We start from the raw sequence: 14,134 nt of genomic DNA, 5'->3' as shown, positions 1-14,134 counted from the left end.
AGGGGATGCGCCATGCTGTCGTTTTTGAAAAACATGTTTGAGAAGAAGCCGCAGGTCAAGGAACGGCTTCCTTTTTACGATATTGTCTGCCCGTACTGCTTCGCCAAATACGGGCCGGACGAGGTTGTCTTTCGTGCCACGCATCATCGTCAGGACGACGAAGACTACGCGTTGCAGGAGGATGAGATTCTCAATGCGTATCGGGATAAATTCGGACTGGATGCCATCGACGAGCTGGAAGCAGTGATCGATCCGGAATCCATCCCGTCGGAAAACCATTTGTACGTCGATAACGTGCTGGCAGGTGTGACCGACCGGTATGGCATGGTTTCCAAGCGCAGATTATGTCCGAAATGCCACAACGAGCTACCGATTACGGCGGGCAAAGCGCCGAGCAATATTATTTCGATTGTCGGGGCGTCCCAAGTCGGTAAGTCCGTTTACATGACCTCACTGATTCATACCTTGCAAAACACGACTGCGAATCACTTCGATGCGGCGTGTATGCCGCTCAATGCGCAAATTAGCCGCAAGTTCCGGGAGAACTACGAGGCACCCTTGTTTGAACGTGGACAGCTGCTCGATTCCACGCAAAAAGAAAAGCGTCAGGAGCCGTTCATCTTCCAGTTCATTTTCAAGGATAGCGACAAGGCACCGTTAATTCTGGTGTTTTTTGACGTAGCAGGCGAGGGCATGGTTGACCGCGAGTATTTGGAACTGTATGCGGCGCATGTGAAAAACTCATCGGGCATCCTGTTCCTGGTCGATCCGTTGCAAATCAAGACGATTCGCGATCGCGTCATGCTGCAAGCAGGGGATGAGCCAGGGGAATTCACCGCGAGATACGACGAGCCGCGTGAGGTCGTCATTACGCTGTTTGAGAACTTCATCGGCTATCAGGAGCAGAGCAAGACACATATTCCGACTGCTGTCGTGTTGACGAAGAGCGACATGCTTCATCTGATTAAGGAAGACGACAGTGAATACATCAAGTCGAACAGCAACGTTTTCCGCAATTTCGTCCATGAACAATATTTGAATACGACTGAATTTGAGAACATCGATGGGGAAATCCGCCGATTCATCGAAAAGGTGGACAGACCGTTTAAAGACGCGTTGGATGTTTACTTTACGAATACGGCCTATTTCGCTGTATCTGCGCTGGGAAGCAATCCAGTCAATCAAAGGGTGAGTGGTGTCGTGACGCCGAATCGCGTCGATGAACCGTTTATTTGGTTGATGCACCAGCTTGATTACATCGAAGGGAGGGAGCGGTAGTGAGCAACCGTCAGCCCATTTTGCAGCAGTACTACACCCGCGGGCGACAAGGGGTTTTCCGATCGAACGAAGGATACGATACTGTCGCCAAAACGCCAGGGCTGGATAACCAATTCATTAAAAAGACACTCCATCCGTTTTGCGTGTACGATGCGCCGCGACAGCTTCAAGAGCGGGCGGAAAGCAATCTGGCGCTCTTTCCGGAGGCGCTTGTCAGCTTCCAGGCCGAATCTGGGGAGATGGTCCTCGGCAGAAGTGTATTTGTCGGGGCAGACTTTACCGGACAGCGCAATACGTTTTTCAGCCACAACTATGTCATTCCAGTAGAGCGCCGGGATGAGTTTATCAAGAATCCGAGCAAGATTTTCGGAGTGCGCACTTTTGCAGATCGCCACGACGATGCAGCGGGCAAGGAGCTTCCTACGGTCGATGACATCCCTTCAGAAAACGGCTTGTCGCAAGACCAAAAACAGCTGCTTGGGCAATTGGGCGTCGATGAGCGTCTGTTCAAACAGCTCCTCTTTGCGGTGATGTCCTCGCTCGCAGCCAAAAAGAAAGTCTTCATCAGCCTGGATGTCGACATCAGTGCTGCATCCAAGAGTGCTGCTCAATTGATTGCGATTTTGTACAGCTGTCTGCCTTACGAGATGCGCAGGCATTTTGGATTTCTCACGTTTAGTAACGAGCCGCAGAGCAAGAAGCATATTCATGTCACGTTTGTAGAAAAAGGAAGTATACGCCCAGGTGGGGGACACAGCGACAAAGACTTTTTGTTCGACTTTTCCCTTGGTCGCGTTCAGAACGTCGATTTGCAGAACGGAGGACACGAATACCTCGACTTTGCCTGGGAGTATGTGAATGAGCCACGAATTCTGGATGCGTTCCACGAATTTTGTGAGGAAGTGCTGGTTGGAGCAGACCATGCATTAGCCTTGAACATTCGCACGTACTATGAGCTGTGTGCACTATATTTAATTGAAAAGGGACGAACGTCCGTGTATGAGAGCAAGCGGGCGGGCGTTTGGCAGGCGTTGAACAGCTATTTGGGGCACAGCAGCCTGACCCGCAAGAAACGGCTGATCGAGTTTCAGGAAATGCTGATGCGGATCGAGGTGGAGGCGCTTTCGTCCAAACAGCTGCCTGACGGCGAGACGATCAAGCAAATGATTGAATCGTACCGCGTCACGAGGCAGGAACGCCTGCAAATGGATTTGATCCGCTTCCTGATGGACGTGTTGATGAAGGCCAAGACCTCGAGACAGAGCAGCTATGTGGCAGAGGTGTACAAGCATTTGTCCAGCAACCGGGAGCTGTTTGGCTTCATGATGCGGACGATTTTCGGCTATCCACAGCTGGTGAAGCCACTCTTTGAGGATTATATGACCGAGCGGGTAGCCGCCGTGACCAGTTTGGACCAGATGCTAAAGGAAATCCGGTTTTGGACAGAAACAGAACCGCAAGCCATGCGCAATGCCGTCTTTGTTTCTACCACGACGGAAAAAGTTCTGCGTCTATTTGCGCGTGAACGTCAAAAGCTCGCTGCCGCCATTACCATCCACCAGTTCTTTGAAAGCATCGATGGGGCACGCAGCTATGCTGATGAGCTGTTGGATGAGCTGGACAAGTCCTTGATGAAGCTCGTCGCGCTAGACACGCTATCCAAGGATGATTTCCAAGTTCTCATCGCCCTGTTGGAGGAGAAGCCACAGAGCTTTTTCGGAACGCTGGATATGGAGAGTCGCCACAAGCAAGAAATGCTCATGAATCTGGCGAAGCTGCATGAAGAGAGAAGTACGCCACACCCGGCAGAGTTTTTCCGAAAATGGGATCGAGAAGCGATTTCCGTGCAACAAAGAATGATCCAGAATATGTTGAGTAAACCGCTCCAGGCTGACGAGTTCCCGCAGGTGCCGCTGGTCTTTTACCGGGAAGATCATTTTGGTCAGGAAGGCTTCCATTTTGCAGAATTGCTGGAGTATGTTCAGCAAAATGGTGGGGAAGCCGTAACACTGTCCTTTATCCAATGGACGATGAGCCAGCGGATGTTTTTCGAAGGAAAGTATTTGCTGCCTGCATACAGACAAGCGTTGAAGGCATTTTTCCTAGAGGAGAAAGGCAAGAGATTGCGGGATAAAGAATGGCGAAAACGGTGGTATGCGATCCGAAATGCAGATTTCCGCAAGCTTTTGGAGGAGGTACGCAGCGAAACAGCCAATCCGTTCGTGAAGCTGTTTCGGCACAAAGCTACGGTGATATCCAGCGTGGTTGTTTTGCTAGGTGCAGGAGCGTGGGGAGGCTATATGGTTTGGGGAGATACGAGTACGCACGTGCAGCCACCTGAAACGCAGCCTGAACCGATCCGCCCTCCAGCTGTGTTCGTACCGGTTTATCGGTTGATGGTGGACGAGCCTGACATCCAACCTGTCCATGGCATTCTTGGGGAGCGAAGCCAAGATGCATCCACGGGCGGTCAGCCTGTTCAGACAACGACACCCTAAGAGGATAAAAGCGCCAACGCGGTCTGCTCTGCTAGGAGCGACCGCGTATTTCGGGGGTCTTTGTTGTACAAAAAGATGCCTTAAAAATATATTGACAAATATTTTTGTTTGTGGTATAATAAAATATTTTTCTGTTGAAATAACTCCTCGCTCCGTGATAAAAAGTAGTTGTGCGATGAAATGGTGTGAGGAGGAATAGGGTATGAAAGATAACACAGGTGTGAAAATGATTCCGTTACAAGGAGAGGCATTTGGCAAGCCGATGGTGATCAATCCCACCTTGCTTTGGGATCATGACCGAGCGGTATTAGTAGATACAGGAATGCCTGGTTCATGGGAGACTATTCGTCAGGAGATGCTCCGTGCTGGCATACCACCTGAACGTTTACAAGCGATCATTTTGACACATCAGGACCTTGATCATATCGGCAGTCTTCCAGAAATCGTTCGTGAGCTTGGCGGACAGGTTGAAGTATACGCGCATGAGCTAGATCAGCCGTACATCGAAGGCACACACCCACTCCTCAAAACAAACTCCCAAAGCATGGCCCCAATACTTGCGATGTTGCCTGAAAAGGAACGCGAGCATTTGAAATGGCTTTGCGAAAATCCACCAAAGGCAATGGTGCACAAGACACTGGTAGACGCAGAGATTCTGCCGTATTGTGGAGGAATTCGCATCGTTCATACTCCCGGACATACGCCGGGGCATATCAGCCTATATGTACAGGAGAGCAAGACATTGATAGCAGGCGATGCTATGGTGTACATGAACGAAGCACTACGAGGACCGATTCCGCAAAACACTCTCGATATGGAAATGGCAGTAAACTCATTAAAAAAGTTCGAGAACTTGGAAATTAATAGTATCATTTGTTATCATGGAGGCATGTGCCAAAATAATGTGCAAGAGCAGCTTCACGCTCTGATAAGGTGAAGTAGGTACACTGTCTTACACGTAAAACATCGTGTCCAGATTGGAATGTGTGGATATAAGAAACGTGGAGGGACACCAAGCTGGAGTAATCCCTAGGGTGTCCTTCTCATTTTATCCTTGCAACGTCTTATGCGCTGTTGGCTCGATTTCAGTATGGGAGACTGGTGCAGTTGGAGAGGTTTTGTAGTATTTTTCTAGTGACTTATCTGAACCTGTCCAGCGAGCCAGCATAGCGAACACAGCAAACATGCCTTTTTGCAGGAAGCGTGGAATGATTGGGAGATAAAACTGCCCCATCTGAAAGATCGTTCCCAAGAGGAGAATATTTTTCGGGATATTTTGCTTGATAATCGGCAAATAAAAGCTGCGCCCGTCTGTATCGAGTCCGTATCCACAGCGGACAAACGCTTCAAAAGTACCAGCCGGACGGATTTCGACATCAAAGCTGACGAATTCGTTAGAGGGGTTGTGGAACCCATGAACCTTGTCTGTCGGAATGGTTAGCTTCTCTCCCGGCTTCAGGATTACTTTTTTTCCATCAATCGTTACCTCTAAATTTCCAATTACACCTTCAAAGGTTTCGACAAGTTTTGTATGATAGTGTAGAAAAATCCCGTTATCCGGTGGAAGATCGGTACGGAATAACAAATATTCGCCATTCGTTTCTTCTGTTGTCTTTAAAAAGGTAACTACTTCTTTATTGTGCGGGTTACTTACACTGCGACTTAAATTTGACAAAACTATACCTCCTTGAAAAATAGTAAAAAGAGATTATATTAAGACAGAATATAGATTAAATATAGATTATTTGTTCCGGGGCAACAATTAAAAAGATAGGATGTTCTACCTAAAGATGGAGTGGATAGTATGAGCGGCATGATCGTGGTTCCAGGTTATAGGGTGGCAGAGTTTCTTTCCACTCATTCAAAATTGAGAATTTATCGGGGTTACAGGAATAATGACAATCTCCCTGTCTTATTCAAAGTACCGATGGAAGGATCTTCCCATAAGGAATCTCTGTGGAAACTGAAGCATGAATATCGCATTCTTCAATCATTGGAATCCAATGCAGTGGAAACGATCATCGAACTCGTTAATCACAACCGTGAGACGGTAATGATTACGGAAGATTTCGGGGGAGTGCCGCTCTCCTTGCTTATGAAAATGAAAGGACTGTCATTGAAGGAGATGCTCTTCATTGTGGTCCGCATGGCTTCCTGCTTGAAGGAAATCCATCAGCACGGAATCATTCATAAGGATTTAAATCCCGATCATATTCTGGTTCATCCTGAAACCTATGAGGTAAAGCTTGTTAGCTTTGGGTTGGCGTCTAAATGCCACCAAGAATACCAAAGCGTGATCAATCCAAAAGAATGGAAGGGGAATCTTCGCTACGTCTCGCCGGAGCAGACGGGGAGAATGAATCGCACGGTCGATTACCGCTCCGACATTTATTCTTTTGGTGTCACGATCTACGAGTTGTTGACTGGAAAGCTGCCCTTTCTAACTTCGGACATGCTTGAACTCATACATGCTCATATGGCGAGAAAGCCACTCGCTCCCTCCAGTGTAAAACCATCCGTTCCAGAGATTCTATCGGACATTGTGATGAAGTGTCTGTCAAAAAATACAGAGGATCGCTACTTTAGCATGGCTGGCTTACTGGCAGACCTGCAGCGTTGCTACGACCAGCTTGAACAAAACGGTTTGATTACACCTTTTCCGCTTGCTTTAGAAGACCGGGCTGATCACTTGCGGATTCCAGAGAGGCTCTATGGACGTGAGCAAGAAATCCAGATGCTCATCGATACTTTTGATCAAGTCACGAACGGCGCTACAAGGATGGTTCTCCTTAGTGGCTCTGCAGGCGTGGGTAAATCTGCTCTCGTGCTGGAAGCGCAAAAAGCGTTTTTGAAAGGCCGGGGACGTTTTGTTTCAGGAAAGTTCGACCAATATAATCAAGCCGTACCGTATTCGGCCATCATTCAAATCTTTCAGGATTTGATCAAGCAGCTCTTGGTAGGCCACGAACGCGAGTTGCTCGCTTGGCGAGAGATGATACTCGACGCCATACAAGGACTCGGTCAAGTGATCGTAGATGTCATTCCACAGCTTGAGGCAGTGATCGACAAACAGCCTGCTGTACCTGAGCTGCCTGCAGCAGAAGCCAAAAATCGCTTTCAATGGGTGATGCAACGCTTTATTCGGATTTGGGCGCGGCCAGACCATCCACTCGTCTTGTTCCTCGATGATTTGCAGTGGGCGGATTCTTCTTCGCTTTTCCTGATTCGAGAGTTGGTTGCGGATATGCAGATCAGTCATTTTCTGTTGATTTGCTCTTATCGTGAGCATGATGGAAGTACGATGAATCCGTTGATTGCCATTTTGACAGAAACAGGCATCAAGAGCCGCATTCTGCGTCAATTCACGTTATTGCCGCTCCGAGAATCCGAATTCAATGCATTGCTAGCAGATACGTTGCATAGTGATCCGGATATGACGAGGCCGCTGGCTACGAGTATTATGCAGAAAACAGCTGGGAATCCGTTTTATGTAAGAGAATTCATTAAGACGCTGCATGATCGGAACCTGTTGTGGTATGTGGGAGAAGACCGGAACTGGCAATGGGATTTGGCAGAAATCGAGAAGCTGGGTACAACGGAAAATGTGGCCGATTTTCTCGTGGAAAACGTGAGAAGATTGCCTGATTCCACGCAGCAGCAGCTCGCTTATGCTGCTTGTCTGGGTAACTCGTTTTTGCTTCATTTGATAGCCAAGTCACGAAATCAAACGGAGTCAGAAGCCATCCAGCAAATATGGCCTGCGATTGAGGAAGGTCTCATCTATCCGATTGAAGGAGCCGAATACCTGACATACGCTGCGCTCGTGGAAGAAGAAGTGGCGTCTCAGATGAAGATTCGTTTCCGCTTTGTGCATGATCGAATTCAACAGGCCGCTTACTCCTTGTTAGCAGAGGCGGAGCTTGGACAGATTCACGTCAAGCTGGGCAGGATGATGTGGGACATGTCCCAAGGGAGCGAATCTGGCTTCCTGTTCGAAATTTGCGATCACATGTATCGGGGCAAGGATATATTGGAGGATCACGCGGAGCGCATTCATGTAGCGCACTGTCATTTGCTCGCCGGTCAAAAAGCGCAATCCTCTGCGGCTTTTGAGTCGGCCTTGCAGTACTTCCAACGCGGTCTCGAGCTGGTCGGGGAAGAGGGCTGGCAGCGCAATCATGATCTGACCATGGAGCTGTGTGCGTTGTCTGCGGAGACGACCTACCTCTGTAACCAATTGGATGAGGCAAAACAATTGTTTGAACGCGGGATGCAGCATGCCAAAACAGACAGAGAACGAGTGCGAATTTTGGAAATGGAAATTCGCATGTATACGCGACTGGCTGAATTTCCGCGTGTTATGGAGATCGCAAGCGAAGCCTTGGGGCTATTGGGCGTACCGATTCCGAAAAAGCCTGGCAAGTTCGATATCATTAAGGAACTGTTTCACATCAAACGCCACCTCAAAGGCCGAAAAATAGATGAGTTGCTGTATTTGCCGGATGTTCCCGATGAAAATTATCAGATGGCGATGAGTATCATCAGCTACGCCGGGCCATCTGCTTACTATGTCAATCTCAATTGGTTTGCTCTAACGATTTTGCGTGCCCTTCATCTGTCGCTTGTGCACGGAAACGCGGTCGCCTCGGCGAACGGTTATACCGGTTACGGGATCGTACAAGCTGGTCAATTCGGAAAATATCGAGAGGCTTACGAATTTGGACAATTGGCTTGCCGTGTAGCAGACAGCTTTGCTGATCCGATAGCCATGACGAAGGCGTATGGCGCGTTTGCCCTACTGATCAATCACTGGTGCGAGCATGCGCGGACGAATATCCCTCTCCTGAAAAAAGCGATTCAGCTCGGCTTGGACGGTGGCGGCAATATTTATGCTGCCTACAATGCTCATGGGCTTTTGGAGGCCATGCTCTATTGCGGTGTGCCAGTGGAAGAATTGGAGCAGCAAATCGAAGAATACAGCGATATGATCCAACAAATCAAGGTCGTCGATCACGATGATCGGCTCCTGTTATTGCGTCAAGCGCTGCATACTTTTACACGGTGGACGGACGATGAACGAACGGCGTTTTGCCATGATGGATTTGACGAAGTGGCATATGTAAGTAACCTGCAAAAAGAAGGAAACAGCTACAAGCGGTATATGTACCATTACTACAAATCGATGGTTCATCTCATGTATGGGAACCATCTAGAGGCTGCCGAGCTGCTGGCTGAAGCTGAGCTATGGATGGAATCAGTCAGTGGACAAGTTCTTGTCAGCCAGCATGTTTTTATGCAGACACTGGCATTGACGGGGCTCTATGAGAACGCCAGCCGACAGGAAAAAGCGAAGTATGGGAAAAAAATCAAAGCCAATATCAAAAAGATGAAGACGTGGGCAAAGGAATGCCCGGAAAATTTTCAGCATAAGTGGTTGCTGATGCATGCTGAGTGGCTGCGTGTCACAGAGAACAAACAAGAAGCGAGTCCTTTTTATGAACAGGCGGTTCAACTCGCCAAAAAGGATGTTTTCTTGCAAAACGAGGCGCTGGCAAATGAATTGGCCGCAAAGCATTACTTGGCGCTTGGACTCGAAACGATTGCGAAGGTATATATGACCGAGGCGCACGAGGTTTATATGCTTTGGGGAGCGGTCGCCAAGGCACGAGAGATTGGGGAACGGTACCCTTATCTTTTGCAACGGACAAGAAGCTTGGGAGCTTCCGCCGAGATTGCCACGACTGACCAGACAGCAGACCTCGTCGATTTGATGAGTGTCATCAAGGCGTCGCAAACGATTGCCAGCGAGCTCCGCCTGGAAATGCTGTTGGCGACGATGCTGCGCACGGTGATGAGCAATGCAGGTGCGGAGAAAGGAATCCTCCTACTTAAAAAAGATGGAGACTGGCTTATCGAAGCTGCGGGCTCTGTCGATTTGGACGTGGAGATCATGCAGTCTGTCCCGTATGAGCATAGTGGGATGCTCTCTGTTGCTGTCGTGAATTACACCATTCGTACAGAAGAGATGCTGGTGCTCCACAACGCGTCGGTTGAAGGCGTCTTTTTCCGCGATACGTACATTGTGAAGCACAAGCCGAAATCGATTCTATGTTCCCCGCTATGGCAGCAAGGAAAAATGATCGGTGTCATTTATTTGGAGAACAACGAGACGACACATGTGTTCAATGAAAAGCGCTCAGAGCCGCTCAGACTGATCTTCTCGCAAATTGCGATCTTTATTGAAAATGCGAGACTGTATCATCAACTGGAGCAATGGAATCAATCCTTGGAAAAGATCGTGACAGAGCGTACCAATGAGATCCAGGCCCTTTTGCAGGCGAATAAAAATCTGTTAAACAATGCGGGACAAGGCTTCCTTTCTTTTTCCAAAAACCTGCTGGTCCATTCCGAATACAGTCGGGAATGTCTACGGATTTTTGGCAGAGAGCTGGCTGGGCTATCGGTCGCAGAGCTACTATACCCAGATCGTCCAGAGGACAGCGTGTTTATTGAGTCCCTTTTGGACAAGTACTTTGAAGCAAAAGACCAAGGGCAAAAAGAGCTGTATCTCAGTCTATTTCCTACGGAAATCCAGATCAATCAAATGCCGTTGAAGCTTGCATGTAAGCCGATTTATGAAGATCGGCGAGATTCGCCAGAGGGTTTGATGCTGATCCTGACCGATATGAGTGAGCAGCGGGCGCTCGAATCGAAAATGCAGCGAGAATGGCAAAGACTGAATATGGTCGTAACTGTAGCGATTAGTCGCTCACTCTTCCAAAAGGTACTGAGAGCTTTTGACGCGTTCTTTGAGGAAGGGTGGAAGCATGTCCTCGGAGAAGAGATTGCAGAATCCGAGAAATTATTCAAATTGGTCGCTCAGATTCATCAGTTTAAGGGTGACTTCAGCCAATTACATCTGATTCATACACCGCAAAAGCTGCATGATTTGGAGTCGTGGTTGGTTCAATGGGCAAAGTCCGAAGAACGCCTGTCCGACGAGGATGTGCACGCCCAGCGGTCATTTGCTGAGGTTCAAGCTGCGATGCAACAAGATTTGTCAATCATGCAGCACAAGCTCGGGATCGGGTTCCTGGATCATAACGAGCATATGTACACCATTGCAAAAGAGCGATGGGAGAGCTTCGAGCATGAGATCACGAGTCTGGTACAGGGGGAAGCTCAGCAGGAGCTGCTCCAACGCATCCGCAAACTTCGCTATCGTCCCATGAAGGACATGTTGTCCCGCTATGAAGACTATGTAAGTGAGCTCGCCATCCGTCTGAATAAGACTATCGATCCGGTTGAATGGGACGCAGGAGAAGTACTGGTCGATCCGGAGCGATTCGAGAATTTTGCGAGGAGTCTGGTTCACGTATTCAACAATGCGATCGATCATGGAATGGAAGAAGAACAAGAACGATTGGCGTGCGGAAAAGAACGCAGCGGCAATATTCAATGCCGCATTTGGCAAGAGGATACCTCCCTATGTGTCACGATTCGTGATGATGGGCGGGGCGGAGATATGGAAAAGCTAAAGTTGGCGTTGGCTGAGCAGGTCACGGTACAAGAGCATGCAAGTCTTGTATCGGGCAGAGGAATTGGTCTGTCCATTGTCAAACAAGAGGTTGACCAGTTGGGAGGAACCCTTCAGGTTCATGCCCAAAAAGGAGAAGGCACCCGTTTTACGTTCCGAATCCCGTTGGAAGAAATTCACTAGACGCATAAAAAAACTGAGGCGACAGTGCCTCAGTTTTTTTGTTTGATCGACTAAAGAGAATTCGTAATGGAAGCCAAAAGTCGTTCTTCATCGATCGGTTTTAGAATATAATGGCGCGCTCCAGCGTTGATTGCTTCAAAAACGAGCGGCTTTAATCCGTTGGTGCTGACCATAATGATGTTGGCGTCGGGGAAGGTGCCGATGATTTTCTTGACGGTATCTATGCCGTTCATTCCTGGCATATTGATATCCATCGTCACCACGTCGGGGAGGTGGTCCGTATACTTTTGATAGGCGTCCAATCCATTCGTTGCTTCTGCAATGACTTGATGGCCCGCCTGTTCCAAAATGATTTTCATGTAATCTCGTACTACAAGGGAGTCGTCTGCTATCAGTATACGAGCCATAAAACCTCCTGTTTCGAAACGGTTAGTTATTCTTAGTAAGTAGTCTACTTTTACCATAACACTGATAGGAAAAAATGTCGCAATAATTTGATCATAAAAAAACATGGGCGAACATACGAAAAAACAAACGAATTCCAGCCCGTAATGAAACTGGATTCGTTTGTTTTCCAGATGAGTAATGTATGTGGGTTAGCAAAAGCAATCCGGTTTGTCAGGCGAATGAACGCGTCACTGCGGCAACAAGCAGAGCCTCCATAATCTCCTCCATGGTGCCGCCCAACTCTTTCGTTTTGACATGAAACATCCTCTCCATTCCATGGGTAGTCGCTACGACTTCATTGTAGAGAGAGAATAGGTTTGCTTCTGTAACTTACTCACCAATCACCGAGAAAAAGCCTTTCCTGGAGGACTTCGCGGCGAATAGCAGCTATTCGGCCTCGTCCTAACTGAAGCCATCCGGCTTTCTCGAACTCCTTGAGTGACCGGCTGATGACCTCTCTGGCAGTCCCGAGTTCAATGGAAATTGCTTCATGTGTGATGGAAAGGTGATTGCGAGAATCCGTGGTACGACAGAGCAATCATTCAGCGATACGGGCATTAATCGGTTTAAACGCGATATCCTCGACCAGAGACGTGACGGAGACCATTCTGTTGATCATGTTCCGGTAAATAAATTGACGCAAGTCCTTATAGCGATCCATCCAGTCTTTGAAGACATCAACAGGCAAAAGGAGTAGCTCGGTTTCCACTTCTAGCTGTGCGGACGCTTCATAGCCCGTCTCTCCTAAAATACTTGCCATCATGAGGACACAGACTCCTCCGCGCTGTACCCGATATAACGTAACCTCACGTCCTGACTCACTGATGATATAGATACGGACCTTGCCTGACAATACAAAAGCGGCGTGGGCAAACAGATGGCCCTGCTGCATCGTAAGCTGGGGAGAAAAGCGTTCCACTGTTATGTCAGGATGGCGCCATGCAGCTTCCGGAACAAGGGAAAAGCACGGAAAAGCATCCGTCACTAGTTGGATTCGATTCAAGTCCATTGTTTTACCCTCCGCGGCGGTTCGATTGGAGAAATATTCTTACTTGTAGTGTAAGGAAAAGACGGGATCTCTACAATGAAATATCCGTCTGCAGACTGACCAGAGAACAACGCTGTAGCCTGATTTCTCTTCTACGCTGTTTTTGCTACGATACAGATAGAACTTATTTTGTAAAAATAACCAGTATCGAGGGGAAACAGATGAAACAGGTGAAACAGTGGATAGGAGTAGGGTTAATCGCTGTGGGAATCGGCTTGGCGGGATGCACGATCAGCAATAACGTGATCAAGGTGGAAGAAGAAAAGAGACAGCTTGAATTACCTGCGGAGTCCATCGAGGCGTTGAATATTGTTACCGATTCAGGCGATTTGATCGTCAAAGGTGATGAAAAAGCAACCGTGATTCATGTAGAGGCTGAAATCAAATCGAAAAATGTCAAACCCGAAGACATCATCATTACACTCGAGAAGGATGGGAATAACGCAATACTACGATCCGAAACGACCACAGATATCGGTTTAAACTATGTGGATATGACGCTAACGGTAACAGTTCCTGCCCAGCTGCCGATAGCTCTTACAGATGGATCAGGAGATATTGACATGACGAATCTAACAGGAAAGATCACGATTGAGGATGACTCTGGTGATATTCGATTAACGAATACGAATGGAGAGGTAGAGATTCGTGACCAGTCCGGTGACATCCTGATTAAGGGCGCGTCCGCCCTCAAGCTGATCGAGGACGACTCGGGTGATATCTTCATGGAAAATACGGGTGGAAATGTAGAGATTCACGATCAATCCGGCGATATGGTTATTCGGAATCATAAGGGTGACATCAAGATATCTGACGACAGCGGCGACATGGTCATTGATACTGTCGAAGGAAATGTGCTAATTGAGAATGATGGGAGCGGAGAGCGATCCGTTCAAAACATAAAAGGCTCGTACACATCTAAATGAATCAGGACCGTCAGGGTTTTTGCCCTGGCGGTTTTCTTGTTCTTGTCGGTATTTTGACAGGTAGAGGAAAAAATTAGCCGACTAATGAAAAAAAGCTTTCCCTTCCGATAAAGAAGTGCTAATATAGCTAAGGTAGTTCTAATTGAGAATGAATCTCTTTATTAATGGTGATGAGAATTATTCTCTTTCGGAAGTACTCGAGTCAATACGGAACATT

General features: G+C 47.9%; 9 protein-coding genes. 5 read left to right on the top strand and 4 right to left on the bottom strand.

Features of this window, described 5'->3' with window-relative positions:
- Window positions 1-12 precede the first annotated feature (12 nt).
- The 3 genes from ACFYU8_RS29260 (at window position 13) to ACFYU8_RS29250 (ending at window position 4,713) form a co-directional block, all read left to right on the top strand.
- Window positions 13-1,278, top strand: a complete 1,266-nt coding sequence (locus ACFYU8_RS29260) for a TRAFAC clade GTPase domain-containing protein (protein WP_390306399.1) — start codon at window positions 13-15, stop codon at window positions 1,276-1,278.
- Window positions 1,278-3,776 (top strand): GAP1-N2 domain-containing protein, encoded by a 2,499-nt coding sequence (locus ACFYU8_RS29255; protein ID WP_390306402.1) that lies wholly within the window; start codon window positions 1,278-1,280, stop codon window positions 3,774-3,776. Before ACFYU8_RS29260 ends, ACFYU8_RS29255 begins: the two co-directional genes overlap by 1 nt.
- A gap of 202 nt (window positions 3,777-3,978) precedes the next feature.
- Window positions 3,979-4,713 (top strand): MBL fold metallo-hydrolase, encoded by a 735-nt coding sequence (locus ACFYU8_RS29250; RefSeq protein WP_390306404.1) that lies wholly within the window; start codon window positions 3,979-3,981, stop codon window positions 4,711-4,713.
- A 111-nt stretch (window positions 4,714-4,824) separates the two neighbouring features.
- On the opposite strand, the gene ACFYU8_RS29245 is transcribed toward ACFYU8_RS29250, so the two are convergent.
- Window positions 4,825-5,451, bottom strand: a complete 627-nt coding sequence (locus ACFYU8_RS29245) for a cupin domain-containing protein (RefSeq protein WP_390306406.1) — start codon at window positions 5,449-5,451, stop codon at window positions 4,825-4,827.
- Between the two features lie 129 nt (window positions 5,452-5,580).
- Here ACFYU8_RS29245 and ACFYU8_RS29240 point away from each other — a divergent pair, with 129 nt between their 5' ends.
- On the top strand, window positions 5,581-11,496 hold the full coding sequence (locus ACFYU8_RS29240) for an AAA family ATPase (RefSeq protein ID WP_390306408.1): 5,916 nt from the start codon (window positions 5,581-5,583) through the stop codon (window positions 11,494-11,496).
- 50 nt (window positions 11,497-11,546) lie between these two features.
- On the opposite strand, the gene ACFYU8_RS29235 is transcribed toward ACFYU8_RS29240, so the two are convergent.
- From ACFYU8_RS29235 to ACFYU8_RS29225, 3 genes are all read right to left on the bottom strand, one after another.
- Window positions 11,547-11,903 (bottom strand): response regulator, encoded by a 357-nt coding sequence (locus tag ACFYU8_RS29235; protein ID WP_390306411.1) that lies wholly within the window; start codon window positions 11,901-11,903, stop codon window positions 11,547-11,549.
- Window positions 11,904-12,277: 374 nt separating this feature from the next.
- Window positions 12,278-12,481, bottom strand: a complete 204-nt coding sequence (locus ACFYU8_RS29230) for a helix-turn-helix domain-containing protein (protein ID WP_390306413.1) — start codon at window positions 12,479-12,481, stop codon at window positions 12,278-12,280.
- A complete protein-coding gene (locus ACFYU8_RS29225; RefSeq protein ID WP_390306415.1) occupies window positions 12,482-12,952 on the bottom strand; it encodes a Crp/Fnr family transcriptional regulator in 471 nt (156 codons plus the stop codon).
- A 200-nt stretch (window positions 12,953-13,152) separates the two neighbouring features.
- Between ACFYU8_RS29225 and ACFYU8_RS29220 the strand changes: the two genes are divergently transcribed.
- Window positions 13,153-13,917 (top strand): DUF4097 family beta strand repeat-containing protein, encoded by a 765-nt coding sequence (locus ACFYU8_RS29220; RefSeq protein WP_390306417.1) that lies wholly within the window; start codon window positions 13,153-13,155, stop codon window positions 13,915-13,917.
- Window positions 13,918-14,134 lie beyond the last annotated feature (217 nt).

The sequence above is a fragment of the Brevibacillus sp. NPDC003359 genome (genome assembly GCF_042878995.1).
Lineage (GTDB): Bacteria > Bacillota > Bacilli > Brevibacillales > Brevibacillaceae > Brevibacillus.
The sequence above is the reverse complement of the archived record's forward strand: the minus strand, read 5'-3'. Positions and strand labels throughout refer to the sequence as shown.